Annotated in this window: 22 protein-coding genes; 10 read left to right on the top strand and 12 right to left on the bottom strand. The window is 65.8% G+C overall.

The window, feature by feature from the left end; all coding sequences use genetic code 11:
- Positions 1-10 precede the first annotated feature (10 nt).
- Genes EO170_RS03090 through EO170_RS03075 form a run of 4 tightly spaced genes read right to left on the bottom strand, consistent with a single transcriptional unit; the run spans position 11 to position 3,964 of the window.
- Positions 11-1,042 carry a sulfate/molybdate ABC transporter ATP-binding protein gene (locus EO170_RS03090; RefSeq protein ID WP_016902217.1) on the bottom strand — a complete coding sequence of 344 codons (1,032 nt, stop codon included), beginning with the start codon at positions 1,040-1,042 and terminating at the stop codon, positions 11-13.
- Between the two features lie 7 nt (positions 1,043-1,049).
- Positions 1,050-2,003 (bottom strand): sulfate ABC transporter permease subunit CysW, encoded by a 954-nt coding sequence (cysW, locus tag EO170_RS03085; protein WP_126942391.1) that lies wholly within the window; start codon positions 2,001-2,003, stop codon positions 1,050-1,052.
- A complete protein-coding gene (cysT, locus tag EO170_RS03080) occupies positions 2,000-2,860 on the bottom strand; it encodes a sulfate ABC transporter permease subunit CysT (RefSeq protein ID WP_119129705.1) in 861 nt (286 codons plus the stop codon). The genes cysW and cysT overlap by 4 nt, the downstream gene beginning before the upstream one ends.
- Before the next feature lie 3 nt (positions 2,861-2,863).
- Positions 2,864-3,964 carry a sulfate ABC transporter substrate-binding protein gene (locus EO170_RS03075; protein ID WP_164740887.1) on the bottom strand — a complete coding sequence of 367 codons (1,101 nt, stop codon included), beginning with the start codon at positions 3,962-3,964 and terminating at the stop codon, positions 2,864-2,866.
- 89 nt (positions 3,965-4,053) lie between these two features.
- On the opposite strand from EO170_RS03075, the gene kbl reads away from it, so the two are divergent.
- Both kbl and EO170_RS03065 read left to right on the top strand, forming a co-directional pair.
- Positions 4,054-5,262 carry a glycine C-acetyltransferase gene (kbl, locus tag EO170_RS03070; RefSeq protein WP_119129704.1) on the top strand — a complete coding sequence of 403 codons (1,209 nt, stop codon included), beginning with the start codon at positions 4,054-4,056 and terminating at the stop codon, positions 5,260-5,262.
- Positions 5,262-5,651 carry an HNH endonuclease gene (locus tag EO170_RS03065; protein ID WP_119130819.1) on the top strand — a complete coding sequence of 130 codons (390 nt, stop codon included), beginning with the start codon at positions 5,262-5,264 and terminating at the stop codon, positions 5,649-5,651. The genes kbl and EO170_RS03065 overlap by 1 nt, the downstream gene beginning before the upstream one ends.
- On the opposite strand, the gene EO170_RS03060 is transcribed toward EO170_RS03065, so the two are convergent.
- The 3 genes from EO170_RS03060 to EO170_RS03050 form a co-directional block, all read right to left on the bottom strand.
- Positions 5,605-6,456: a pseudouridine synthase gene (locus EO170_RS03060; RefSeq protein WP_126942385.1), complete on the bottom strand. Its 852-nt coding sequence runs from the start codon at positions 6,454-6,456 to the stop codon at positions 5,605-5,607. The two genes, EO170_RS03065 and EO170_RS03060, sit on opposite strands and share 47 nt — an antisense overlap.
- 19 nt (positions 6,457-6,475) lie before the next feature.
- Positions 6,476-6,991: a hypothetical protein gene (locus EO170_RS03055; protein ID WP_024938551.1), complete on the bottom strand. Its 516-nt coding sequence runs from the start codon at positions 6,989-6,991 to the stop codon at positions 6,476-6,478.
- A 189-nt stretch (positions 6,992-7,180) separates the two neighbouring features.
- On the bottom strand, positions 7,181-8,278 hold the full coding sequence (locus EO170_RS03050) for an OmpA family protein (protein ID WP_104532906.1): 1,098 nt from the start codon (positions 8,276-8,278) through the stop codon (positions 7,181-7,183).
- Positions 8,279-8,694: 416 nt separating this feature from the next.
- On the opposite strand from EO170_RS03050, the gene EO170_RS03040 reads away from it, so the two are divergent.
- The 5 genes from EO170_RS03040 (at position 8,695) to EO170_RS03020 (ending at position 16,110) form a co-directional block, all read left to right on the top strand.
- The gene (locus EO170_RS03040; RefSeq protein ID WP_126942382.1) at positions 8,695-9,717 is read left to right on the top strand and encodes a zinc-binding alcohol dehydrogenase family protein; all 1,023 of its coding nucleotides are present in this window, start codon (positions 8,695-8,697) and stop codon (positions 9,715-9,717) included.
- A 541-nt stretch (positions 9,718-10,258) separates the two neighbouring features.
- Positions 10,259-12,298 carry an NADPH-dependent 2,4-dienoyl-CoA reductase gene (locus EO170_RS03035; protein WP_126942379.1) on the top strand — a complete coding sequence of 680 codons (2,040 nt, stop codon included), beginning with the start codon at positions 10,259-10,261 and terminating at the stop codon, positions 12,296-12,298.
- Positions 12,299-12,609: 311 nt separating this feature from the next.
- Positions 12,610-13,908 carry an MFS transporter gene (locus EO170_RS03030; protein ID WP_241239381.1) on the top strand — a complete coding sequence of 433 codons (1,299 nt, stop codon included), beginning with the start codon at positions 12,610-12,612 and terminating at the stop codon, positions 13,906-13,908.
- A 1,062-nt stretch (positions 13,909-14,970) separates the two neighbouring features.
- Entirely contained in the window at positions 14,971-15,432 is a 462-nt protein-coding gene (locus EO170_RS03025; RefSeq protein WP_104582275.1) for a cell wall hydrolase, read from the top strand.
- 63 nt (positions 15,433-15,495) lie between these two features.
- Positions 15,496-16,110: a glutathione binding-like protein gene (locus EO170_RS03020; protein WP_119130814.1), complete on the top strand. Its 615-nt coding sequence runs from the start codon at positions 15,496-15,498 to the stop codon at positions 16,108-16,110.
- Positions 16,111-16,302: 192 nt separating this feature from the next.
- On the opposite strand, the gene EO170_RS03015 is transcribed toward EO170_RS03020, so the two are convergent.
- Both EO170_RS03015 and EO170_RS03010 read right to left on the bottom strand, forming a co-directional pair.
- Positions 16,303-17,289, bottom strand: coding sequence for a malate dehydrogenase (locus EO170_RS03015; RefSeq protein WP_104582273.1), 987 nt, complete (start codon positions 17,287-17,289; stop codon positions 16,303-16,305).
- A gap of 116 nt (positions 17,290-17,405) precedes the next feature.
- Positions 17,406-17,900, bottom strand: coding sequence for a peptidylprolyl isomerase (locus EO170_RS03010; protein ID WP_016904578.1), 495 nt, complete (start codon positions 17,898-17,900; stop codon positions 17,406-17,408).
- A 218-nt stretch (positions 17,901-18,118) separates the two neighbouring features.
- On the opposite strand from EO170_RS03010, the gene typA reads away from it, so the two are divergent.
- From typA to EO170_RS02995, 3 genes are all read left to right on the top strand, one after another.
- On the top strand, positions 18,119-19,948 hold the full coding sequence (typA, locus tag EO170_RS03005) for a translational GTPase TypA (protein WP_104560414.1): 1,830 nt from the start codon (positions 18,119-18,121) through the stop codon (positions 19,946-19,948).
- 70 nt (positions 19,949-20,018) lie between these two features.
- The gene (locus EO170_RS03000; protein WP_180708129.1) at positions 20,019-20,438 is read left to right on the top strand and encodes a DUF2127 domain-containing protein; all 420 of its coding nucleotides are present in this window, start codon (positions 20,019-20,021) and stop codon (positions 20,436-20,438) included.
- Positions 20,439-20,544: 106 nt separating this feature from the next.
- Complete coding sequence (locus tag EO170_RS02995) at positions 20,545-22,155, top strand: amidase (protein ID WP_206513972.1); 1,611 nt, start codon at positions 20,545-20,547, stop codon at positions 22,153-22,155.
- Here the strand turns inward: EO170_RS02995 and EO170_RS02990 are convergent.
- The 3 genes from EO170_RS02990 to EO170_RS02980 form a co-directional block, all read right to left on the bottom strand.
- Positions 22,145-23,272: a mechanosensitive ion channel family protein gene (locus tag EO170_RS02990; protein WP_104582270.1), complete on the bottom strand. Its 1,128-nt coding sequence runs from the start codon at positions 23,270-23,272 to the stop codon at positions 22,145-22,147. The two genes, EO170_RS02995 and EO170_RS02990, sit on opposite strands and share 11 nt — an antisense overlap.
- 85 nt (positions 23,273-23,357) lie before the next feature.
- On the bottom strand, positions 23,358-24,749 hold the full coding sequence (locus EO170_RS02985; protein ID WP_104582269.1) for a 3-deoxy-7-phosphoheptulonate synthase class II: 1,392 nt from the start codon (positions 24,747-24,749) through the stop codon (positions 23,358-23,360).
- Positions 24,750-24,797: 48 nt separating this feature from the next.
- A complete protein-coding gene (locus EO170_RS02980) occupies positions 24,798-25,316 on the bottom strand; it encodes a disulfide bond formation protein B (protein WP_115676249.1) in 519 nt (172 codons plus the stop codon).
- Positions 25,317-25,414: the final 98 nt, after the last annotated feature.

The following is a 25,414-nucleotide window of genomic DNA, read 5'->3' as shown; positions in this document are numbered from 1 at the left end:
CCGGCCCAAATCAGACCGGAAACACACCGTAATGCCGCGCTGCCAGCCGCAGCTGCTGCCCAGGCTGGAAGCTGCCCGCCGATGCCGGCAGCTCCACTTCCACCTCGTTGCCTGCCGGCTCCAGCGTGGCGCGCAGCCGCAGACGCGCCCCGCTGCGCTGCGACCAGGCCACCGTGGCCGGCCAGCCAGCGTCGTCCGGCACCAGATCTTCCGGCCGCACGTAAACCTCGACCGGGCCGGCCGCCAGCGCGGCATTGGCTGCCGGCAAGGCATGCCCGGCAACCTGGATCTGGCCTTGCGCCAGCACGCCGGGAATACGGTTCACCGCCCCCACGAACGAATACACGAACGGCGAAGCCGGCTTGTCGTAGATCATCGCCGGCGTGTCGAGCTGCTCGATACGGCCACGGTTGAGGATCGCCACCCGGTCGGCCAGCTCCAGCGCTTCTTCCTGGTCATGGGTGACGAACACCGTGGTCAGGCCGGTCCGCTCGTGCAGTTCGCGCAGCCAGCGGCGCAGATCGCGGCGCACCTGCGCATCCAGCGCACCGAACGGCTCGTCCAGCAACAGTACGCGCGGCTCGATCGCCAATGCGCGCGCCAAGGCCACACGCTGCCGCTGGCCACCGGACAGCTGGGTGGGATAGCGCTGCTCCAAGCCCTGCAACTGCACCAGCGCCAGCAGCTCCTCCACCCGTGCGCGGATACGCGCTTCGGCCCAGCGCTCGTTGCCGCGCCGCACCCGCAGGCCGAAGGCAATGTTCTCGAACACGTCCATATGCTTGAACAGCGCGTAGTGCTGGAACACGAAGCCGACCCGGCGCGACTGCACGCTCATGCGGGTGGCGTCTTCGTCGCCGAACAGCACCTGCCCGCCATCGGCATGCTCCAGCCCGGCCATGATCCGCAGCAGGGTGGTCTTGCCCGAACCGGACGGCCCCAGCAAGGCCAGCAACTCGCCCTGACGCACGTCCAGGGTGATGTCGTCCAGCGCGGTGAACGTATCGAACTGCTTGCGCAGGCGGTGGATGCGGATGCCCATGTTCACCTCAATGTCGGTGGTTGGCGGCGAGCGAATCGCCGTGCCGCCATTCCAGGTACGTCTTCAGTGCCAGCGTCAGCAGCGCGGTCAGTGCCAGCAACGAGGCACACGCAAACGCGGCGCTGTAGGCGTATTCGTTGTAGAGGATTTCCACGTGCAGGGGCAGCGTGTTGGTGCGCCCGCGGATATGCCCGGACACCACCGACACCGCACCGAACTCGCCCATCGCGCGCGCCGCGCACAGCAACACGCCATACATCAGGCCCCAGCGGATGTTGGGCAGGGTCACCCGCCAGAACATCTGCCAACCATTCGCGCCCAGGCTCAGTGCTGCCAGCTCCTCATCGCTGCCCTGCTGCTCCATCAGCGGCATCAGCTCGCGCGCGATGAACGGGAAAGTGACAAACGTCGTCGCCAGCACGATGCCGGGCAACGCAAACACGATGCGCGGCAACTGGATCAGCAGCTCGCCAAAAAACGGCAGCTGCAGCCGCCAGCCTTCGTCGATCAACGGCCATGCCCAGCCGCTGCGGCCGAAGATCAGCACGAAGATCAGGCCGGCCACCACCGGCGATACCGAAAACGGCAGGTCGATCAGGCTGATCAGCAAGCGCTTGCCGGGGAACTGGTGCTTGCTGACAGCCCACGCTGCCGCCACGCCGAACACCAGGTTCAGCGGCAGCACGATGGCAGTGACGATCAGGGTGAGCTTGATTGCCGACAGCGCATCCGGGTCGACGATCGCACGCAGGAAGGTCTCCCAGCCGCCGCGCAGCGCCTCGGCGAACACCAGCACCAGCGGCAGCAGCAGAAACGCCAGCAGGAACAGCAGCGCACCCACAATCATCAGCCACTGCACCCAGCGCGGCTCGTTGGTGGCCGAGTCGGTGATCCGGCGCGCCTGTTCGGTCATCTGGCGGGTCTGCACCATGGCGGGCAGCGGCGAGACAGCATCGTTCATGCAGTCCTCCGTTGATAGCGCAGCAGGCGTGCCTGCAGCGTATTGACCACCAGCAGGATCACGAACGACAGCAGCAGCATCGCCGCGGCAATGGCGGTGGCGCCGGCGTAGTCGAATTCCTCCAGCCGGATGGTGATCAGCAGCGGCGCGATCTCGGTCGAATTGGGCAGGTTGCCGGCGATGAAGATCACCGAACCGTACTCACCCACGCCGCGCGCGAATGCCAGCGCGAACCCGGTCAGGACCGCCGGCCAGAGCCCCGGCAGCACCACCCGCCACACGGTCTGCCAGCGCGATGCGCCCAACGTGGCGGCGGCCGCTTCCAGTTCGCGCTCGCTCTCGGCCAGCACCGGCTGCACCACCCGCACCACGAACGGCAACCCCACGAACACCAGTGCCAGCACGATGCCCAGCTGGGTGTAGGCCACCTTGATGCCGACCGCTTCCAGCCAGCGCCCGACCCAGCCGTTGCCGCCGTACAAGGCGGTCAGCGCGATGCCGGCCACCGCGGTCGGCAACGCAAACGGCAGGTCGATCACCGCATCGAACAGGCGCTTGCCCGGAAAGTTGTAGCGCACGAACACCCAGGCCACCCAGGTGCCCATCACCGCATTGAAGGCACCGGCCGCGAACGCGGTGCCGAAGCTCACCCGCAACGCCGACAGCACGCGCGGCTCGCTCCACACCCGCCACAGGCCGTCCCAGCCCAATCCGCTGGTCTTGATGAAGATGCCCAGCAGCGGGATCAGCACGATCAGTCCCAGCCAGGTCAGCGTGATTCCAAGACTCAAGCCCAGCCCGGGCATGACGCGTCGGCGCGGTGCCGGCGCTGGGTGGGGTGCAACCGACATCTGCATCGCCTACTTTTTTGCCTGGATCTGGTCGAACACGCCACCGTCGGCGAAGTGTTCCTGCTGCGCCTTGTCCCACGACCCGAACGCGTCCTGGATGGTCACCAGCTTGATGTCCGGGAACCGTGCCAGATCGGCAGGGTCGGCAAATTCCGGGTGGCGTGGACGATAGAAATGCTTGGCCGCCAGCTTCTGCCCTTCCGGCGCATACAGGTAGCGCAGATACGCCTCGGCCACATCGCGGGTGCCGTGCTTGTCGACGTTCTTGTCGACCAGCGCCACCGACGGCTCGGCCAGGATCGACAGCTTCGGCACCACGATCTCGAACTTGTCCTTGCCCAGCTCCTCGCGCGCCAGCAGCGCCTCGTTTTCCCAGGCCAGCAGCACATCGCCGATGCCACGCTGCACGAACGTGGTGGTGGCGCCGCGCGCGCCGGTATCGAGCACCGGGACGTTGCGGAACAACGCCTGCATGTAGCGCATGATGCGCTCGCGGTCGCCCTTGAAGATGTGGTCGGCGTAGGCCCAGGCAGCCAGGTAGTTCCAGCGCGCGCCGCCGGAGGTCTTGGGGTTGGGAGTCACCACCGCCACGCCCGAGCGCAGCAGGTCCGGCCAATCGTGGATGTTCTTCGGGTTGCCCTTGCGCACCAGGAACACGATCGTCGAGGTGTACGGCGCGCTGTTGTCGGGCAGGCGCTTTTCCCAGTCGCTGTCGATCAGCTTGGCCTTTTCGGCGATCGCATCGACGTCGTAAGCCAGTGCCAGCGTCACCACGTCGGCTTCGATGCCATCGATCACCGCGCGCGCCTGTTTACCGGAGCCGCCGTGCGAGGTCTCCACCGTGACGGTGTCCTGCGGATGCTGCTGCTTCCACTGCGCGGCAAAGGCGCTGTTGTAGTCGCGGTAGAACTCGCGGGTGGGGTCGTAACTGACATTGAGCAAGCCGATGTCGCGCGCGCCTGCGTGGCCGGCCAGGACCAGCAGGCTGCACAACACGGTCGATACAAGACGGAAGCGGGGGTGGGTCACAGCAATCTCCAAACCGTTGGGGCGCAGCTGAACAGCAAGCATGCCATGCTGCGCAGCGGCACGCAGGCGGTGAAATGACATCAAGGCCGCGCCTTATGCCGATTTTGCATGACGTAGTGGTATGCCACCGTGATCGTTAAAATCATGCGTCTCTTGCCACTGCGATCGCCATGACCAACGCTCCCGCCGCGCTGACCGCCCATTACGCCGCCGAACTGGACACCATCCAGGCCCAGGGCTTGTTCAAGTCCGAGCGCATCATCACCGGCCCGCAGTCGGCCCGGATCACCCTGGCCGATGGCCGCAGCGTACTCAACTTCTGCGCCAACAACTATCTGGGTCTGGCCGACCACCCGGACATCATCCAGGCCGCCAAGGACGCGCTGGACACGCACGGTTTCGGCATGGCCTCGGTGCGCTTCATCTGCGGCACCCAGGATCTGCACAAGCAGCTCGAGCGCACCATCGCCGACTTTTTCGGTACCGAGGACACCATCCTCTACGCCGCCTGTTTCGATGCCAACGGTGGCCTGTTCGAACCGCTGCTCGGCGAAGCGGACGCGATCATCTCCGATGCGCTCAACCACGCCTCCATCATCGACGGCGTACGCCTGTGCAAGGCCAAGCGCTTCCGCTACGCCAATTGCGACATGGCCGATCTGGAAGCACAGCTGCAGGCCGCCGATGCGGCTGGCTGCAAGACCAAGCTGATCACCAGCGACGGCGTGTTCTCGATGGACGGCTTCATCGCCCCGCTCGACGAGATCACCGCCCTCGCCCGCAAATACAACGCGCTGGTGCATATCGACGAATGCCATGCCACCGGCTTTCTTGGCGCCACCGGCCGCGGCTCGGCCGAGGTCAAGGGCGTGCTGGACCGGATCGACATCATCACCGGCACGCTGGGCAAGGCGATGGGTGGTGCGTTGGGCGGCTTCACCACCGCCAGGCGCGAAGTCATCGAACTGCTGCGCCAGCGCTCGCGCCCGTATCTGTTCTCCAACTCGCTGCCGCCGCATGTGGTGGCCGCCGGCATCAAGGCCTTCGAGATGCTGGAAGCCGCCGGCGAGCTGCGCACGCAACTGGTCGACAACACCCGCTATTTCCGCGAGCGCATGACCGCCGCCGGCTTCGACCTCAAGCCCGGCGTGCATCCGATCAGCCCGGTGATGCTCTACGACGCACCGCTGGCGCAGAAGTTCGCCGAGCGCCTGCTGGAAGAAGGCATCTACGCAATCGGCTTCTTCTTCCCGGTGGTGCCCAAGGGGCAGGCGCGCATCCGCACCCAGATCAGTGCCGCGCATACCCGCGCGCAGCTGGATCAGGCGATCGACGCGTTCATCAAGATCGGCCGCGAACTCGACGTCATCAAGGACTGATGCGCACGGTACTGCGCCAACGGCTACTGCTGGCGGCGCAGACCGATACCCAGGCGCAGCTGCTGGACGGCAACTGGGAAACCCGTTGCCTGCATTGCCGTCGGCGCCTGCAGCTGCGCGCCGATGGCGAACCGCTCGGGCACACCACGCTGGAACACGTGGTCCCGCAGGCCTGGTTTGGCCGTCGCGCGGCGGCAGCGCTGTGCGCGCTGGTCGACGACGATGCCAATGCAGCGCGTAATCTCGCCCTGGCCTGTGCCGGCTGCAACCACGCCAAGGGCCGTCGCCACGACGCCAACGGTGCCGGCGACGCCCGCGCCGTGGAGGTGGTCAGCGCCTTGCTCAGCGCGCGCCTGGTGCGTTGGCGGGAGCCGCCGTCAGCGCGCTGACTTCCTCCGGACTGAGCATCCGCCACGCCCCCTTACCCAACTCGCCCATCGCCAGCGAGCCGATCGCCACCCGCACCAGCCGCAGCACGCCGATCTCCACCGCCGCCAGCAAGCGGCGTATCTGCCGATTGCGGCCTTCGTCCAGCACGATCTCTAGCCACGCATTGCGCTCACCCTCGCGCAGCACGCCGACCCGCCTGGCGCGCAGCAGCACGCCCTCGCCGTCCGGGTCGGGATCGACCACGCCGGCCTGCAGCTGCGCCAGTTGCGCAGCGCTCGGGCGGCAATCGATCTGCACGTGATAGGTCTTGTCCGGCCCGGTCGCCGGGTCGGTCACGGCCGCTGCCCATTGCGGGTCGTTGCTGAAGAGCAGCAGGCCTTCGCTGGCCTTGTCCAATCGCCCGACCGGGGCGATCCATGGCAAACCGGCGCCATCGAAGCAGCGATACACCGTGTCCCTGCCCTGCTCGTCGCGCACAGTGGTGACCACGCCGCGCGGCTTGTTGAGCATCAGGTAGCACCGCGCCGGGCCGGCCAACGGGTGTCCGTCGATGCGGATGCTGGACTGCTGGTCGGCACGGACCGGATATTCGGGATCGTGCACCACGCGTGCCGCCACGCTGACCCGCCCTGCAGCGATCCAGCGCGCCGCTTCGGTACGCGAACACACGCCCAGTTTGGACAGCACGCGCGCCAGCCCGTGGCGCGGCGCGCTGGTCGCCGTGGTCATGCCGGCGGCGCGCGACGCGCCCGCCGGACCACGCGTGCGCTGCCGGGACGTCGCCGGCGCAGGCCGCCGGGTCATGCCGTCCCGACCGCGCTGCTTACTTGTTTTCGACCGACTTGGCGTCGGCCGCGGGCGTTGCGGTTGCCGCAGCAGCCGGCGCCGGCGCAGCCACCGGACGCGCCTTGACCACGCGCACGCCGCGCGCCTTCATCCAGGCGTCGAATTCTTCGGCGGTCATGCGCTTGCCGTTCTGGCTCATGTCAAAGCGCCACGGCGTGTTGTCGAATGCGGTGGTGGCCTTGTAGGCGGCCGGATCGTTCGGATTGACGGTGCCGCCGGGCGGAATGACCTTGGCCAGGTCCTGGCAGCCTTCCACGCGCAGACGCAGCAACACGCGGTCCACCGACTGCTCGGTGGTGTAAGGCTGTGCCAGCACGCCAGTGGGCATGCCCAGCTGCACGCTACGGGTGTAGAACTCGGCGGCCGCCGGCGCAATGACGGTGGCGGGCAACGGCAGCGGCTGGGACACCGTGCTGCCGGCACAGTTCGGAGCGGCGTAGGCGGCGGGAATCAGGGCGAGACAGAGCAATCCAGCCGTAGCGGTACGCAGCATCGGGTTCTTCCAATATGAGTGTGGTGTTGACGCGGCGAGTGTAGGCAGCGATGAACGCTGTTTCAACCGGAAGCGTGCCTGGATGGCAACGCAGACAGGATTTGCACTGTCCGGGTACAGATTTCCGGTTCCCACAAAGACAAAACCCGGCGCAAGGCCGGGTTTTGTATGCAACAGCTAGCGGTCCAATTAGTTCTGGACGTTCAGCTCGGTACGACGGTTCTTCGCACGGCCTTCCGGATTGTCGGAACCATCCGGGTTGGCGTTCGGAGCAATCGGACGGCTCTCGCCGTAGCCGATCGGACCAACCAGACGCGACGCATCGACGCCGTTCTTGGTCAGGTAGTCGTACACGGTGGTCGCACGACGCTCGGACAGCTTCTGGTTGTACGCGTCGGTACCCTTCGAGTCGGTGTGACCGGCAACCTCGACCTTCAGGTCGGGGTAACGCTTCAGGATCTCGGTCGCTTCGCTCAGGATCGAGACGGCGTCCGGACGCAGGGTCGACTTGTTGAAGTCGAAGTTCACGCCCTTCAGGTCGATCGACACAGGCACCGGGCAACCGTCCGGACCGATGGTCTGGCCAGGCTGCGAAGCCGGGCACTTGTCGTCGCAGTTGTTGACGCCGTCACCGTCGTCATCCAGGTCTGCGCAGCTCGGTGCAACCGGAGCCGGAGCCGGCGGCGGAGCGGTCGACGGAGCCGGTCCCAGCGGGATCACGACGCCGACCGAAGCCAGCACGTCGCCGAACCAGTCTTCCTGCGGAGCAGCAACGCTCTGGTCGTTGAAGTCAGCGCGGTAGGCCAACTCGGCACGCACGGCGACGCGCTTGTCGAAGGTGGTCTGCAGACCGACACCAGCCTTGGCGGCAAAGTTGCCGTCCTTCTGCTGGCCCGGCGAAACCGGGTTCGGGGTGGCGTCGAACTCTTCTTCCGAACGCTGGTAGCCCAGACCGAACAGCAGGTAGGGGTTCCAGCCGCGGCCTTCCTGGATGAAGTGGCGACGCAGGTCGAACGAGATGCCGTACTGGCTCCAGTTCTGGTCCTGGTTGGCATCGAAGTTCGGGTTCTGATAGTTCAGCTCGCCGTCGATCGACCAGTTCGGGCTAACAAACTTGCCCAGACCCAGGGTGACGAACGGGGCGTCATTGGTCAGACGATCGCTGTCCTGGAAGTTGAAGCCAGCGCTACCGGTCAGGTACCAACGGTCATCGAACTCCTGCGCGGAAGCAGCCTGGGCAACCGCCAGACCGCCGAGCAACGCGGCAGTGAGAATTTTCTTGTTCATGTGTATACAGCTCCTTCTTTGGGAGATAAAACCGATAGAGGCGTTGTTCTTGGTAAAGATGCTCGTCACATCCAGAGCCATCGGGGCGCAGATTAAGCCGGCTTCAGTGAAGATCGCGTTAACGGTCATATAACATGTGAAAGCAATCACCAGGGCCGGCGATCCCTTTCAATACTACGTATACAGTTTCATGAAGGGAAGGACCGCGCACGCAGTTTGCACATCCCGGCTGCATGAACCGCAGCCCAATTAAGCCAGTTGAATACGTTGGCGGATCCAGCCTTCCGGCCCGCTGCGCACTGATGCGTCAACTACATTGGTGAACGCCAGGCCCCGTCCGAGCTGAATTGTGGGGTCGGTGGTTGCGGCGCGACGGCGACACAACGCACCCTGAACTCCCCACCTGGAGCGACCCGATGAAAGCTGTCGTCATCACCCGTCACCTGCCGATTGACGATCCCGCCGCATTGCTTGACATGGAACTTCCAGCCCCGTCAGCCCCGTCGGGGTATGACTTATTGGTGCGTGTCGAGGCGATCTCGGTCAATCCGGTCGACACCAAGGTGCGCGCGCCCAAGCCGCAGACACTGGATGCGCCGAAGATCCTGGGCTACGACGCGGCTGGCGTCGTCGAAGCGGTGGGCCCCGATGTCACCGCGTTCGCAGTCGGCGACGAGGTGTATTACGCGGGCGACATCGGGCGACCGGGCAGCAATGCGCAATATCAGCTGGTCGATGCGCGCATCGCCGGCTGCAAGCCCACCTCGCTCAGCTTCGCCCAGGCCGCGGCCCTGCCGCTGACCACCTTGACCGCATGGGAGCTGCTGTTCCAGCGCATGCCGTTCTCTTTCGACGGCGCCCGCAATCGCGGCAAGCACCTGCTGATCATCGGTGGCGCGGGCGGCGTGGGCTCGATCGCAATCCAGCTGGCGCGGCATGCCGGCTTCAGCGTGATCGCCACGGCCTCGCGGCCGGAGACCATCGAATGGGTCCGGCAGATGGGCGCCCAGCATGTGATCGACCATCACCAGCCGCTGCTACCGCAGTTGCAGGCGCTGGGAATGCAGAGCGTGGACGCCGCCCTCAACCTGGCCGACACCGATCGCTACTGGCAGCAGCTGGGCGAGATCCTGGCGCCGCAGGGGCATGTGGGCCTGATCGTGGAGCCGCGCGGCCCGCTGTCGATCGGCGATCCCTACAAGGCCAAGTGCATCGGCATCCACTGGGAACTGATGTTCACCCGCGCCCGCTACGCAACCGAGGACATGGTCGAGCAACACCGCATCCTCAACCGCGCCGCCAGCCTGATCGATGCGGGCGAGTTGCGTACCACCCACACCGAAACGCTGTCGCCGATCAATGCGCAGCACTTGCGCGAGGCACATCGGCGCCTGGAAAGCGGCAGCACGATCGGCAAGCTGGTGCTGGCGGGTTGGTGATCGCCTGCGCGCTTGAGTTCGGCTGTTGCGTGGTGCACGGGCCGGTTGGCTTGCACATTAGAACGCGGCAGGACCACGGCGCGCGCACGTGAATCAGCAGCAATGCGGGACCGGCATCCGGATCGCAGGCAGCGTTGCAGCTGTGGCATCTGCGCAATCGCAGCTATGTGAGTCGCAGTGCGCGCAAGGCAATCTGTTCCGCAGCAACGCGCAGATGGATCGGCCTTAGTCTATAGAGAGTCGCCATTGCGGCCACGGCGACCCGCGTGACGCGTCGGATGCGGCTGCGATCAGGGGCCGTTGATCGGGAAGCCGGCAAGCCGGATCGACCGCCAGGTCTCCCAGACGGTCTCATCCAGCAAGCGGGATCGCACCAGGGACGTGCCGCGCTGCCAACGGGTACGCGGCCTGCTGCGGACGCCACCCGCCCTGTCCTGCCCCTGCCCCAGGCGGCCAACTGCACCCGCTGTGCGCGTCGGGACTTGCCGCCACGCCCGTTTGCCGGCATCGTGCGCACTCCGTACGCCAGCGTATCCACACCATGTCGCCCGCCACCGGCCCGTCCGTCTCGCCCTATCCGCACCTGTTCACACCGCTCGACCTGGGCTTCACGCAACTGCGCAACCGCGTCCTGATGGGCTCGATGCACACCGGCCTGGAAGACCGTGCGCGCGATTTCCCCAAATTGGCCGCGTATTTCGCCGAGCGTGCTGCCGGCGGTGTCGGGTTGATCGTCACCGGCGGGTTTTCGCCGAACGTGGTGGGCTGGCTCAAGCCGTTCGGCGGCAAGCTGTCATGGCCGTGGGAGGTGCGCCCGCATCGTCAGGTCACCCAGGCGGTGCATGCACACGGCGCCAAGATCTGCCTGCAGCTGCTGCATGCAGGCCGCTACGCCTATCACCCGCTGTCGGTGGCCCCGTCCCGGCTCAAGGCGCCGATCAACCCGTTCACTCCACGCGCGCTCTCGGCACGTGCGGTGGATCGGCAGATCGCAGCCTACGCGCGTGCGGCGCGGCTGGCGCGCGACGCCGGCTACGACGGCGTGGAGGTGATGGGATCGGAAGGCTACCTGATCAACGAATTCACCGCCGCGCGCACCAACCAGCGCAGCGATGCCTGGGGTGGCGATGCGGTGAAACGCATGCGCTTTGCGGTGGAGATCGTGCAACGCATCCGCGACGCCTGCGGGCCGGACTTCATCATCATCTACCGGCTGTCGCTGGTGGACCTGGTCGACGGCGGCAACCAGTGGCAGGACATCCTGACCCAGGCGCAGGCGATCGAAGCGGCAGGCGCGACCATCATCAATTCCGGCATCGGCTGGCACGAGGCACGCATTCCGACCATTGCCACGTCGGTCCCACGTGCGGCGTTTGCCGGCGTGACCGCCAAGCTCAGGCCGCACTTGCACATCCCGGTGGTGGCGACCAACCGCATCAACATGCCGGAGGTGGCTGAACGCATCCTCGCCGACGGCGCGGCCGACATGGTGTCGCTGGCGCGCCCGCTGCTGGCCGATCCGCAGTGGGCCAACAAGGCCCGCGCCGGCCAGTCGCAGGCCATCAATACCTGCATCGCCTGCAACCAGGCCTGCCTGGATCATGTGTTCGACAACAAGCTGGCGAGTTGCCTGGTCAACCCACGCGCAGCGCACGAAACCGAACTGATCTACGCACCGACCCCTGACCCCAAGCGCATTGCGGTGGTCGGTGCCGGCCCGGCCGGTCTGGCCTGCGCCACGGTGGCGGCCGAGCGCGGCCACCGCGTCACCCTGTTCGATGCAGGCGATGCAATCGGTGGGCAATTCAACGTCGCCAGGCGCATCCCGGGCAAGGAAGAATTCACCGAGACACTGCGCTACTTCGGTCACCGCATCGACGCGACCGGGGTGCAGTTGCATCTGAATACCCGCGTGCAAGCGGCCGATCTGAAGGACTTCGACGAGATCGTGCTGGCCACCGGCATCGAGCCGCGCAAGGTGGATTTCCCCGGCGCCGATCACCCGATGGTCGTGAGCTATCTGGACGTGGTGCTGGGCCGTCATGTGGCTGCCGAGAAAGTCGCGATCATCGGGGCCGGCGGGATCGGCTTCGATGTGGGCGAATTTCTCGTGCACACAGGGCAATCGCCGTCGCTGGACCCGGCGCGCTGGATGGCCGAATGGGGCGTGGACCCCAGCTTCGAGACCCCCGGCGCATTGGCCAGGCCGCAGCCCGAGCCCCCCGCCCGCCAGGTCTGGCTGCTGCAGCGCAGCCCCGGCAAACCCGGCGCGCGCCTGGGCAAGACCACCGGCTGGATCCACCGTGCCACGCTCAAGGCCAAGGGCGTCAAGATGCTCGGCGGTGTGGAGTATCTGGGTGTGGACGACGCCGGCCTGCGGATCCGCGTGGAAGGTAACGAGCAACTGCTCGATGTCGGCACGGTGGTGATCTGCGCCGGGCAGGAACCGCGCCGCGACCTGCTTGCCGCGCTGCAGGCGGATGGCCGGCAACCGCATCTGATCGGCGGCGCGGATGTTGCCGCCGAACTGGATGCCAAGCGTGCGATCAATCAGGCCTGCCGCTTGGCGGCGACCTTGTAACGCGCGCTTGGCAGCGCGCTGAAAGCCACGGCGGCCTGCTCACGGCGCCACTCGAACACGTGTCCGAGCGCGGGTGTGCGCCGGATGGGCGCACCGTCACCGCTGCGGGTGGCAGCGGCAGGGCGATGACCGGTCTGCGCGTCAGATGCCGCCGCAGGGTTCTCTAGCGAAGTCCGATGCGCCGGATCAGTGTGGACTCCGACGCCGTTGGCGATCGCGCCAGACGGTACAGGCGCCACCGATTGGCGCGGCACCGGTAGATTCTTTTTCCTGTCGTGCAGCTCGGCTATAAACCGGTGATGCGCTCCACCCTGACTGCACCGCCCCACATGCTGCCGCCGGCAGCATTGCGGGCCTATGTTGCGGCGCATTTCGGCAAAAGCCTGCTGTGGTACACCGGCGAGTTGCTGCTGATTTTTGCGTTGACCGAATACGTTGGATTGAGCGCGGTGGCGGCTGGCGTGTCGGTCGCCGGTGGATTGGTGATCAGTGCAGTGATGGGCATGGTCGCCGCGCGACGCTGGAGTGCCGGCGCCAGCCTGGCCTGGGCCGGGCGTTCGCAATGGCGTGGCATTGCGTTGGCAGCCCTCGCCCTGGCACTGGTGTTCGTGACGCCAGCGCTTCCTGCCGGTGCCAGGCTGATCAGCGTGTTGCTGCTCAGCCTGCCCTTCCGCGCGGCCTATGCGATCGGCGACGTCGCACAGAACACCTTGTTGGGGTTGGGCCACTGGCCCTGGCGCGGTGCGCGCGGCGTCAGTGCGCTGCGCCTGATCGGCAGCGGGCTGGCCGCGCTATCGGTCAGCGCAGCGATCGGCCTGGTGCTGAAGGCCGGCGCACATGCCGGCGCATCGACTGCGTTGATGGTCGTCGCGCTGGTCAGCAGCATCGCACTGCTGTCGGCATGGTGGTTACGCAACACGCTGCAGCCTTACGCGCACGCAGTTGCCGCCGCTCCGTTACCGCCAGCCACGTCGGAGTGGCAGCGCAATCAGTTGCTGCCCGTGGCGGTCATCGCAGCACTGGCGTTGGCGTTGCCGACGTTCACTAAATTGGCGCCGTATCTGGCGCAATCGCGTATCGGCTCGGCCGGATGGGGCAGCGCGGTGTTGATTGCGTACGCGTTGGGCAGCGTCTGCATACAGCCCTTGGCAGCGCGTTGGCCGACCGTGGCGCTGCGTCGATTGGGCCTGAGTGGAGTTGCACTGTCCGGGCTGGGATTGATCTTTGCCATCACCATGGCTCGACACTGCGTGCTGGATGCCGGCCTGGCCTTCGGCATGGGTGTGGCGGCGGGAAGCGCCGGGCAGTGGGTCTGGGCACGCCACGCAGAACTCGCCTCGCGCCATGGCCCCGCACGGCAGGCCCGCGCATGTGCCGCACTCACTGCGACGGCCCAACTCGCACTGGCGGCCGGCAGTGGCGTGATCGGACTGCTGCTGAACGTCTCCGGCTATCCGCATGGGCACGCTGCGCAGCTGGCGTGGGCGATGGCCCTGGGGCCGATACTCTGCGGCCTGTCATGCATGCTGATCGCCTGGATCGGCAGCGCGTGGGCGATGTCTGAAAAACGCAGACCTGTTGCAACAGCGCTGCCAACAAGTCAGGCATGAAATCCCGATCAGGCCACAATAACGTAACGCTTACGCGCAAGATGCTGTGCCGACCGCAATCACGTGCTTCGGCGATCGCCACGCACGTCTGCACGCTTGCAGGTTCTGTAGGTTCTGTAGGTTCTTTTTTTTCATCAAGTCGAACTTGATGCGCGTGGTTCAACGTGCCTAGTTCTTCTGGAAATAAACAGTGCGCGTACGCAAGGCGGCAGTAAGCGCACGGCAGTCGCAATGTCGTCAACGACGATGCGCCGCTGCCACCGTCAAGAAATCGTGCGACGGGGTCTGGCGATTTCGGCGGCATATCTGAGTGCTGCCACTGCAGCGCATCCTTGCGTGATGCAGGTGCAGGCGTGGCGAGCGACCTGGGGATGCGATGCGACAGCAATAGCTGTCATGACGCGTCGCGGATACCCACCCCCATCAATTCGCATCGAACACGCTACCGCCTTCTCTGGCCCTAGCGACTGCAACACAGGGTTGTACGCTGCATGAGCAAGCGCACGATGCATGATCCCGGCAGCACGACATCCCGCACTGACAGTTCTTTCCTGCACCCTGCGTTCGCATGTGGATGTCCCACTGCTGCTGCGGCAAGACGCCGGCGTACAAGCACAGTCATCAGTGACGATGATGTGTAGCGCACCATGCCGATGGCACTGCATGCGTAGCCTGCGCATGAGGCGTTGCGTGTTGCAAACAACACGCAGACGCGCAACACCGCATGCGCATTGCGCCGATGTTGATTTCCACCTCCGCTGTCGCCACCACGATGCGACGCACACGACGGATGCAGCGCGCTGTCGTGCTCGAGCCAAGCGGTAGATGTAGCAAGCACTCACACGCGTCAACCCCGCCTATTCAGCCGCGATTCTGTGATCGACGCCTACCTTGCGCCAACTTTTTGACCCACCGCATTTGGTGGGCACCTCCGGTAGATCCTTCTCTCGCCGGAGACCGGGCGACCCGTGGCAGGCCGCCTCCCCATGACGCCAAGCCCTCTGTACTGGTGCATCCACCTTGGATGCTCTGCGGATCGGCCCATACGGAGCAAGGAGTTCTATGAAACTGGTTTGGATACTTTGGCTGTCGCAGTTGTTGCCGCAGCCAGCTGCAGATTCGTTGTGCTTGAGCACCACCGTGTACCTGGAAGCGCGTGATCAGACCTTGCGCGGCCAGCAAGCCGTCGCCGAAGTTGCGTTGCGTCGCCTGGACAGCGGTTTGTGGGGCGATTCGATGTGCCAGGTGGTCACCGCGCGCAAGCAGTTCGCGCCCACCATCGTGGCGCCGGGAACGCAGCTGAAAAATGACGATGCCTGGAACAAGGCGCTGCATGTGGCACTGGCTGCAGAGCGCAACTGGGCGCTACCGGTGGGTCAGCGCAAGGAAATCGTGCCGGGCGCCAGCCACTTTGCCGCAAGCGCGATCGCCAGCCCGAGCTGGCGCAATGCATACCAGGTGGCCACCATCGGCGACCACACGTTCTATCGCGTGCAGAAGCTGCGTCCGCGCACCGCATCCTGACGTCACCCACGCACTCACGCGTTGCCGCTAAGCTTGCGTCTTCGTCTTTGTGCGGGAATTCTCATGAAGCTGTACACCAAGCCGGGCGCGTGTTCGCTGGCAGATCACATCGTGCTGCGCTGGTCGGGGCTGCCCTTCGAGCTGGAAGTGGTCGACGCCGCCACGATGAAGTCGCCCGGGTATCTGCGCCTCAATCCAGCCGGTGCGGTGCCGTTGCTGGTCGTCGACGACTGGGCGCTGACGCAGAACGCGGCCATCCTGAACTACATCGCCGACGTCGCACCGCTCACCGGGCTGTCCGGCGATGGCAGCGCGCGCAGCCGTGCGGAAATCAATCGCTGGATCGCCTTCGCCAATGCCGATGTGCATCCGACCTTCAAGCCGATTTTCGGCAGCACTGCCTATCTGCAGGACGAGGCGCTGATTGCGCGCAGCCATGACGACGCACGCAACAAGCTGCGCGCCCTGTACGAACGTGTCGACGCGCATCTGCAGGGGCGCAACTGGCTGGCCGGCGACACCCACACCGGCGCCGATGCGTATCTGTTCGTGACGCTGCGATGGGCGCAGAAGGCGGGCGTGGACCTGAGCGGGCTGAGCGCCGTGGCTGCCTTCGTGCAGCGCATGCTCGACGATGCCGATGTGCAGGCCGCGCTAAAGGCCGAAGGCCTGGCCTGAGCCGAGCGCGCCGCGTGATGTGATCGATGCGGCGGCAACGCGAATCGCATCGGCCTTGCAGGATCGATGGGCGTGATGGCGCGCTTCCCGCGCCACCGACCAGCGCATGGAACGCAACGCATCACGGAAGCGACGCATAAAAAAACGCCGGGCAGTGCCCGGCGTTCTTCATGTACTGCCAAGCCGGGAAACTCAGCCCAGCAGATGCGACACGCCGCTGCGCTCTTCTTCCAGCTCGGCCAGGGTCTTGTCGATGTACTTCTGGCTGAAGTCGTCGATCGGCAGATCCTTGACCAGGGTGTACTCGCCGTTTTCGGTGGTGACCGGGAAGCCGAAGATCACGCCTTCCGGAATGCCGTAGGAGCCGTCGGACGGCACGCCCATCGTCACCCACTTGCCATTGCTGCCCAGCACCCAGTCACGCACGTGATCGATGGCGGCATTGGCGGCCGACGCTGCCGAGGACAGGCCGCGCGCTTCGATGATCGCCGCGCCGCGCTTGCCCACGGTCGGAATGAAGGTGGACGCATTCCATTCCTGGTCGTTGATCGCATCACCGATGGACGCACCATCGGCGGTGGCGAAACGGTAGTCCGGATACATGGTCGGGCTGTGGTTGCCCCACACCACCAGCTTCTCGATGCCGCCGACCGGCTTGCCGAGCTTCTGCGACAGCTGGCTGAGCGCACGGTTGTGGTCCAGACGCAGCATGGCGGTGAAGTTCTTCGGGTTCAGATCCGGCGCCGACTTCATTGCGATGTAGGCATTGGTGTTGGCGGGGTTGCCGACCACCAGCACCTTGACGTCACGCTTGGCCACCTTGTTCAACGCCGCGCCCTGCGCGGTGAAGATCTTGGCGTTCTCCAGCAGCAGGTCCTTGCGCTCCATGCCCGGGCCGCGCGGGCGCGCACCGACCAGCAGGGCGACATCGATGTCCTTGAACGCCACTTCGGCGTCGTCGGTGCCGACCACGCCGGCCAGCAACGGGAATGCACAGTCTTCCAGCTCCATGATCACGCCCTTGAGCGCGGCCTGGGCCTTTTCATTGGACAGTTCCAGCAATTGCAGGATCACCGGCTGATCCTTGCCCAGCATTTCGCCGGAGGCGATGCGGAACAGCAGGGCATAGCCGATCTGGCCGGCAGCGCCGGTCACGGCAACACGAACAGGTGCTTTCATGGGGAGTTTCCTCTGCTAAAAAACATGGGTGGAGGTGCACGCTGGCGTGGCGCGAGGCCTGGCGGCGCGCAGTGACAGACGAACGGCCGCACACGGCGGCCGTTCGGGAAAAGCCATCAAGCGGCGAGGATCTTGTTCCACTCCGCGACGCGGTCGGCCTTGGCGGCCAGCACGGCGTCGGTATCGCCTTCGATCGTCACCTTGTTGATCACATCGCCCTGGGCGACGGCATCGACCACGTCCAGGCCCTGGGTGACCTTGCCGAACACGGTGTGCTTGCCGTCCAGCCACGGGGTGGCGGTGTGGGTGATGAAGAACTGGCTGCCGTTGGTGTTGGGGCCGGCATTGGCCATGGACAGCACGCCGCGCTCGTGGCCGACGCCGTTGTTGGCTTCATCCTCGAACCGGTAGCCCGGGCCGCCGCGGCCGGAACCTTCCGGGCAGCCGCCCTGGATCATGAAGTCGGCGATGACGCGGTGGAAGCTCAGGCCGTCGTAGAAGCCGCGCTGGACCAGGTTGACGAAATTGGCGACGGTCAGCGGGGCCTTGTCGGCGAACAGCTCGACCACGATCGGGCCGCGGGTGGTGTCGAAATGGGCGATCAGGGACATGGAAATCCTTGCAGGTTTCAGGGTGTATGACAGCTCATTAGAATACACCTGGCCGTGCAGGCGACCGTGCAGGTTGGACCATCGTCGGGGGTCTCACGGCAAGCTGAATGGGCGTTTTGGACCGCTCGACGGCCGAACGCAACGGCACGGCAACGAAACCGCTATAATGTCGGGCTTACCTCATCTCAAGACTGGCGCCAGACAGGGGCCCTTTCCGCATGTCTATCGAAAAACTCCGCAATATCGCCATCGTCGCGCACGTCGACCATGGCAAGACCACCCTCGTCGACTGCCTGCTGAAGCAGTCCGGCACCCTGTCCGAGCGCACCGTGCTGGCTGAGCGCGTGATGGACAGCAACGACCAGGAAAAGGAGCGTGGCATCACGATCCTGGCCAAGAACACGGCCATCACCTGGAACGGCAACCGCATCAACATCGTCGACACCCCGGGACACGCCGACTTCGGTGGCGAGGTCGAGCGCGTGCTGTCGATGGTGGACTCGGTGCTGATCCTGGTCGACGCGATGGACGGCCCGATGCCGCAGACCCGCTTCGTGACCCAGAAGGCGTTTGCGATGGGCTTCAAGCCGATCGTGGTGGTCAACAAGATCGACCGTCCCGGCGCACGCCCGGACTGGGTGATCGACCAGGTGTTCGACCTGTTCGACAAGCTCGGCGCCACCGATGAGCAGCTGGACTTCCCGATCGTCTACACCTCGGCCCTGAACGGCTACGCCAGCCTGGATTCGAGCGTGCGCGACGGCGACATGACCCCGCTGTACGAAGCGATCATGCAGCACGTGTCGGCACCGGACGTGGATCCGGACGGCCCGTTCCAGATGCGCATCAGCCAGCTGGACTACAACAACTTCGTCGGCGTGATCGGCATCGGCCGTATCCAGCGCGGCGTGCTGAAGAAGAACATGCCGGTCAGCGTGATCGACCGTGAAGGCAAGAAGCGCCAGGGCAAGGTGCTGCAGGTGCTGGGCTTTTTGGGCCTGGAGCGCATCGAGCAGGACACCGCCGAGGCCGGCGACATCGTCGCCATCTCCGGCGTGGCCGAGCTGACCATTTCCGACACCGTGTGTGCGCTCGACGCGCCGGAAGCGCTGCCGGCGCTGACCGTGGACGAGCCCACCATCTCGATGACCTTCCAGGTCAACAACTCGCCGTTCGCCGGCAACAAGGACCTGTCCGGCGGCAAGTTCCTGACCAGCCGCCAGCTGCGCGACCGTCTGGACCGCGAGAAGGTGCACAACGTGGCACTGAAGGTCGAGGAAGGCTCCGACGCCGACAAGTTCCTGGTCTCCGGCCGTGGCGAGCTGCATCTGTCGGTGCTGATCGAGAACATGCGTCGTGAAGGCTACGAGCTGGCCGTGTCGCGTCCGGAAGTGATCATCAAGGAGATCGACGGCAAGCAGATGGAGCCGATCGAACAGCTGGTGGTGGACATTGAAGAACAGCACCAGGGCGGCGTGATGGAAAAGCTGGGCACCCGCAAGGGCCAGCTGAAGAACATGGAGCCGGACGGCAAGGGCCGCGTGCGCCTGGATTACATGATCCCGGCGCGTGGCCTGATCGGCTTCCAGAACGAGTTCCGCACCCTGACCCAGGGCTCGGGCCTGCTGTTCCACGTGTTTGACCATTACGGCCCGAAGGAACAGGGCGCCATCGCCAAGCGCCAGAACGGCGTGATGATCGCCAATGCCGCCGGCGCCACCCCTGCCTATGCGCTGGGGCCGTTGGAAGAGCGTGGCCGTCTGTTCGCTGCAGAAGGCGACAACGTGTACGAAGGTCAGCTGATCGGTATCCACTCCAAGGACAACGATCTGACCGTCAACGCGATCAAGACCAAGCCGCTGACCAACATGCGCGCCTCGGGCAAGGACGATGCGATCAAGCTGACCCCGGCGATCAAGTACACGCTGGAACAGGCGCTGGACTTCATCGAGGACGACGAGCTGGTCGAAGTCACTCCGAAGGAAATTCGCCTGCGCAAGAAGTTCCTCACCGAAAGCGATCGCAAGCGCGCTGGCCGTTCCGGCTAAGCACGACTGGTCCATCATCGTGCGCAACACGCCCTACAGCCCGGATCCGCGCGCGCATCCGGGACTGCATGTGATCGCCTTGCTGGAGACGGTCAAGGGGGCGCTTGCGCTGTTGGCGGCGACGGGCCTGGAAATTCTGGGCCCGCTCCCGCTGCAGAACGCGGTCAGCACGCTGATCCGCCGCTTCAATCTGGATCCCGACCACGGCGCACTGCCGTCGTTGCTCAAGACCATCAGTCCCGACGCCGTCCATCTGGCCGCAGCCGCAATGCTGGCCTACGGCCTGCTGCACGTCGTGGAAGCCTGGGGTCTGTGGCGTGCCAAGGCCTGGGCGTCGCTGCTGGGCTGCCTGTCGGCGGCCATCTATCTGCCTTTCGATATCTACGCCATCGTCCGCCATCCCGGCTGGACCGCCTGGGGCGTGCTGGCAATCAATCTGATCGTGGTCGGCGTGCTGGCACGCGACCTGATCAAGCGCCGGCGGCACTGACGCACCCTGCCCGTCTGCGGGCACCTCATACACGTTGTCACCCCGACGCAGCGCCGTTAGCCTGCAAACAGTCCTCCGGGGAAGACCACCCATGCGATCCACCACCTTGTCCTTCGCGCTACTGCTGGCGCTGTGCGGCTGTGCGCATGCCGATGACGGCCTGGCGCCTGCCGATGCCCATGCAGCCGCTGCCAGGCAAGACGCTCTGAGCGATGCCGACGTCGTTGGCCTGCAGGCACGCATGGCGTCCGGCGAGACCAGCAGCCTGGATCTGACCCGCGCGTACCTGCGCCGCGTGGCGACCATCGATCGCGCCGGCCCCACCCTCAATGCGGTGATCGAACTCAACCCGCAAGCCGAAGCCGACGCACGCGCACTGGACGCCGAACGCCGCGCCGGCCATGTGCGCGGGCCCCTGCACGGCATTCCGGTGTTGCTCAAGGACAACATCGATGCGCTGCCGATGGTCAACAGCGCCGGTTCGCTGGCGCTTGCCGATTTCAGGCCAGGCCGCGACGCCTTTGTGGTGCAACGCCTGCGCACGGCCGGCGCAGTGATCCTGGGCAAGACCAATCTGAGCGAATGGGCCAATTTCCGCTCCACCAAGTCGAGTTCCGGCTGGAGTGCACGCGGTGGTCTGACCCGCAACCCTTACGCGCTGGATCGCAACCCCTGCGGCTCCAGCGCCGGCACCGGCGCGGCGATCGCCGCCAGCCTGGCCACCGTCGGTATCGGCACCGAGACCGACGGCAGCATCACCTGCCCGGCCTCGGTGAACGGTCTGGTCGGGCTCAAGCCGACCGTGGGCCTGGTCAGCCGCGATGGCATCATTCCGATCTCGGCCAGCCAGGACACCGCCGGCCCGATGACGCGCAGCGTCGCCGATGCTGCCGCCGTGCTGCAGGCGATCGCCGCGCCCGACCCGCAGGATCCGGCCACGCGCACTGCGCCTGCGCCCACCCCGAACTACCTGGCACACCTCAAGCCCGATGGCCTGCGCGGGGCGCGCCTGGGCCTGCTGCGCAATCCTCTGCGCGAGGATCCCGCGATCGCCGCCGCCTTGGACCGCGCCGTGCAGACCCTGCGCGCGGCCGGCGCCACCGTGATCGAAACCCGCCTGGCGACCGATGGCCAGTGGGATGCTGCCGAACAGACGGTCTTGCTGGTCGAGTTCAAGGCCGGCCTGAACGCGTATCTGCGCAGCCGCGCCGCCCCGGTGTCGAGCCTGGAGCAGGTGATCGCCTTCAACCGCAGCCACGCGCAGCGCGAGATGCCTTACTTCGGCCAGGAACTGTTCGAGCAGGCACAGGCCGCGCCCGGGCTCGACGATGCCGCGTATCTCACCGCCCGCGCCACGGCCAGACGGCTGGCCGGGCCGGAAGGCATCGATGCCGCATTGCAGGCCGATCGCCTGGATGCGCTGATCGTGCCCACCACCGGTGCCGCCTGGGTCACCGACCTGGTCAAGGGCGACACCTTTCCCGGTGCCGGCTACGGTGCGGCCGCGGTGGCCGGTTATCCCAGCCTGAGCGTGCCGATGGGCCAGACCCAGGGCCTGCCGCTGGGCCTGTTGTTCATGGGCAGCGCCTGGAGCGAGCCACGCCTGATCGAACTGGCCTACGCGTACGAGCAGCGCAGCAAGGCGCGGTTCGCGCCCAGCTATGCGCCGGCGGCACCAGGCGCGTCACCCGCAGCACCGCCTGCAGCTACACCGTAGTCGCAGGCTCGCCGTCTTCGGCACCGGGCGAGCGCACGCTCTCCGGGGCGATCGGCGCGGCCGCGCGCAGGGGCGGCTTTTCCTGCGCGGCGATTTCGGCACGGATTCGCGGCAAGGCGTACGGGTGCTCGCGGGTCAGGAAGTCGATCATGCGCTCGCGGCTGATGCAGCGCAGGTCGAACGCATCGCCGGAATTGCGCGCACTCACCAGCAGACGCACCTGGATCGTGCTCTCGCTGGTTTCGGTCACCTGGGTCACGCAGACCCGCCCATCCCAGAGCGGCTCGCTCTTGCAGATGCGCTCCAGCTCGGCACGCACCGCCGCGATCGGGGTGCGGTAGTCCAGCCACAGGAATGCGGTGCCGAGCAGGTCGGCGCTGCTGCGTGTCCAGTTCTGGAACGGGTTTTCGATGAACCAGGTGAGCGGCACCACCATCCGTCGCTCGTCCCAGATCCGCACCACCACGTACGAGCTGCCGATCTCCTCGATGCGGCCCCATTCGCCTTCCACGATCACCACATCGTCCAGCCGGATCGGCTGGGTCAGGGCGATCTGCAGGCCGGCGATCAGGTTGCCGAACACCGGCTTGGCCGCGATACCGGCCACCAGCCCGATGATGCCGGCCGAGGCCAGCAGCGTCTTGCCGATCTGGCGCACCTGTTCGAAGCCAAGCAGCACCACCGAGATGCCGAGCAGGATCACCGCGCCCATCACCACCCGGCTCAGCACGCGTGTCTGGGTCTGGATGCGCCGGGCGGTGAGGTTGTCGGACACCTCGATCGGATTGCTGCGCAGGATCGCCATCTCGCCAGCGGCGACCGCACGCACGAACAACCAGGTCACGCAACCGACGATGCCGACGTGCAGCAGATGCTGTACCGCTGCCAGCGTCTTGCCGGCCAGTGGCGTCGCTTCGGTGGCGATGCCCAGAAACAGCAGCGGCAGGATGAAGGCAGCCGGCAGCGTGACCACGCGGATGATGCGTGCGCGGCGGTAGTCGCGGCCCTGCATGCGGCGAAACAGCCACAGCATCAGCGACCAGGTGACGATGCCCGCCAGCAGCGAGGCACCAAGCGGGATTGCGTATTCGCGGATGACGTTCCAATCGGCAGTCAAACCGTTCCTCCTGTGGGGGGAAAGAGGGATGGCTGCAACAGCATGCCGCACGCGGCATGAGTATCACGTCATGCGCACGGCGGCCTCACCCGCCCAGCGGCTGCGCTGCCACCTGCTGTTGCTTGCGCACGATTGCCATTGCGATTTCCAGCGACTGCTCGTAGTTCAGGCGTGGATCCACGCTGGAACGGTAGGCGCGTTCCAGATCGCGCTCGGTCAACTCGCGCGCGCCACCGGTACATTCGGTGACATCTTCGCCGGTGAGTTCCAGATGCACCCCGCCCAGCCGCGTCCCGGCTGCCGCGTGCAGATCGAACGACAACTCGACCTCGCTGCGGATATTGTCGAAACGCCGTGTCTTGTAGCCATTGCCGGTACTTTCGGTATTGCCGTGCATCGCATCGCACACCCACAACACCCGACGCCCGTCGCGCCTGACCGCCTCCAGCAGCGGCGGCAACTTTTCGGCGATCTGCGCCGCCCCCATGCGGTGGATGAAGCTGAGGCGGCCAGGTTCGTCTTCCGGATTGAGCACATCGATCAGACGCAGCAGCTGATCCGGCTGCACCGACGGCCCCACCTTGATCGCAATCGGGTTGCGTACCCCACGCAGATATTCCACATGCGCGCCATCCAGCGCGGCGGTGCGCATGCCGATCCACGGGTAATGCGTGCTCAGGTTGAACCAGCCCCACTGACGCGGCACCTGGCGGGTCAGGCCCTCCTCGTACGGCAGCAGCAACGCCTCGTGCGAGGTGTAGAAGTCGATGCGATTGAGGTTGTAGACCTCCGCGCCGGACAGGGTTTCCATGAAGCGCACCGCATCGCCGATCGACGCCACCATCTTCTGGTAGTCCGCAGCCAGCGGCGAATAGCCCACCCAGTCCAGATTCCAGTATTCGGGATGGTGCAGGTCGGCAAAGCCGCCGTCGATCAGGGCCCGCACGAAATTCATCGTCATCGCCGAGCGCGAATGCGCGGTGATCATGCGCTGCGGATCCGGCACGCGTGCCGCTTCGGTGAAGGCGGGTGCGTTGATCACATCGCCGCGGTAGCTCGGCAAGGTCACCCCATCGCGGGTTTCGGTATCGGCCGAGCGCGGCTTGGCGTACTGCCCGGCAAAGCGCCCGACCCGTACCACCGGCAGGTGCAGGCCGTGCACCAGCACCAGGCTCATTTGCAGCAGCACCTTCAGGCGGTTGGAAATCGTGCCCGATTCGCAATCGCTGAAATTTTCGGCGCAATCTCCGCCCTGCAGCAGGAAGCGCTTGCCCTCCTGCGCCTCGGCCAGCTGGCGCTTGAGCGCGAAGATTTCCCAGGAGGTCACCAGCGGCGGCAACTGCCGCAATTCACCCAGGGTGTGCTCCAACGCAACGGCATCCGGGTACACCGGCATCTGCAGCGCCGGCCGCTGCCGCCAACTCTGCGGCGACCACTGGTCTGCCTGGTTGACGGACGAATGAGGGGAAGCGGACATCGTGAACTCCAGAAAGCGTGGGCGCCGGCCAGTGCCGGAACGGAACGATCAGAACAGTTTGCGCGGACCACGCTGCCTGAACCCGGCATACAGCGCCCACAGTGCCAGGCCCACGAACCAGAGCATGCTCCACATCGGCATGCTCAGGCCCAGGAAGCGCCAATCGATGTTGCCGCAGTCGCCGGTGCCGGTCAGTACCGTGCGGAACACTTCGAACGGCCCCATCGTCTCGCTCAGGAAGCTCAACGGCGGCCCGCACGACGACATCATGTCCTTGGGCCGGATCTGCACCCAGACATGCCGCGCCGCGATGCCCATGCCCACACCGGCAGCCAGGAAACTCAGCACGCCATAGACCTTACGCGTGCCCGCGGCGCGCGGCCCATGCAACGCGCCCAGCAGAAACAACACCGCCAGCGCCGCAAAGGCGATCCGCTGGAAGATGCAGAGCGGGCATGGCTCCAGACCAAGATGCAGCTGCACATAGATCGCATAGGCAAGCAATCCTGCGCATCCAAGAAAGCCCAGCAAAAACTGCGCCCGGAAACCCCAACGAAATGGATTCATCGCTACCGCTTGCCTAGGATCGAATGTCCGATTATCAGCCATCGCCGCCGCGGTGACCACGGATGCCTGCATCGGGCAGGTTGCGGCGCGAAGTCCCG

This window comes from Xanthomonas sp. BRIP62409 (assembly GCF_003992965.1).
GTDB classification, from domain to species: domain Bacteria; phylum Pseudomonadota; class Gammaproteobacteria; order Xanthomonadales; family Xanthomonadaceae; genus Xanthomonas; species Xanthomonas euroxanthea.
Note: the sequence above shows the minus strand (reverse complement) of the source record. Positions and strands in the feature narration are given on the sequence as shown.

Bases quoted from the DNA above. Each gene is read 5' to 3' on its own strand.
- EO170_RS02985 (WP_104582269.1), bottom strand. From the start codon at position 24,749: ATGTCCGCTTCCCCTCATTCGTCCGTCAACCAGGCAGACCAGTGGTCG.
- EO170_RS03025 (WP_104582275.1), top strand. From the start codon at position 14,971: ATGAAACTGGTTTGGATACTTTGGCTGTCGCAGTTGTTGCCGCAGCCA.
- EO170_RS03055 (WP_024938551.1), bottom strand. From the start codon at position 6,991: ATGCTGCGTACCGCTACGGCTGGATTGCTCTGTCTCGCCCTGATTCCC.
- EO170_RS03015 (WP_104582273.1), bottom strand. From the start codon at position 17,289: ATGAAAGCACCTGTTCGTGTTGCCGTGACCGGCGCTGCCGGCCAGATC.
- EO170_RS03090 (WP_016902217.1), bottom strand. From the start codon at position 1,042: ATGGGCATCCGCATCCACCGCCTGCGCAAGCAGTTCGATACGTTCACC.
- EO170_RS02980 (WP_115676249.1), bottom strand. From the start codon at position 25,316: ATGAATCCATTTCGTTGGGGTTTCCGGGCGCAGTTTTTGCTGGGCTTT.
- EO170_RS03010 (WP_016904578.1), bottom strand. From the start codon at position 17,900: ATGTCCCTGATCGCCCATTTCGACACCACCCGCGGCCCGATCGTGGTC.
- EO170_RS03075 (WP_164740887.1), bottom strand. From the start codon at position 3,964: ATGTCATTTCACCGCCTGCGTGCCGCTGCGCAGCATGGCATGCTTGCT.
- EO170_RS03065 (WP_119130819.1), top strand. From the start codon at position 5,262: ATGCGCACGGTACTGCGCCAACGGCTACTGCTGGCGGCGCAGACCGAT.
- EO170_RS03060 (WP_126942385.1), bottom strand. From the start codon at position 6,456: ATGACCCGGCGGCCTGCGCCGGCGACGTCCCGGCAGCGCACGCGTGGT.
- EO170_RS03050 (WP_104532906.1), bottom strand. From the start codon at position 8,278: ATGAACAAGAAAATTCTCACTGCCGCGTTGCTCGGCGGTCTGGCGGTT.
- EO170_RS03035 (WP_126942379.1), top strand. From the start codon at position 10,259: ATGTCGCCCGCCACCGGCCCGTCCGTCTCGCCCTATCCGCACCTGTTC.
- cysW (WP_126942391.1), bottom strand. From the start codon at position 2,003: ATGAACGATGCTGTCTCGCCGCTGCCCGCCATGGTGCAGACCCGCCAG.
- kbl (WP_119129704.1), top strand. From the start codon at position 4,054: ATGACCAACGCTCCCGCCGCGCTGACCGCCCATTACGCCGCCGAACTG.
- EO170_RS03040 (WP_126942382.1), top strand. From the start codon at position 8,695: ATGAAAGCTGTCGTCATCACCCGTCACCTGCCGATTGACGATCCCGCC.
- EO170_RS03020 (WP_119130814.1), top strand. From the start codon at position 15,496: ATGAAGCTGTACACCAAGCCGGGCGCGTGTTCGCTGGCAGATCACATC.
- typA (WP_104560414.1), top strand. From the start codon at position 18,119: ATGTCTATCGAAAAACTCCGCAATATCGCCATCGTCGCGCACGTCGAC.
- cysT (WP_119129705.1), bottom strand. From the start codon at position 2,860: ATGCAGATGTCGGTTGCACCCCACCCAGCGCCGGCACCGCGCCGACGC.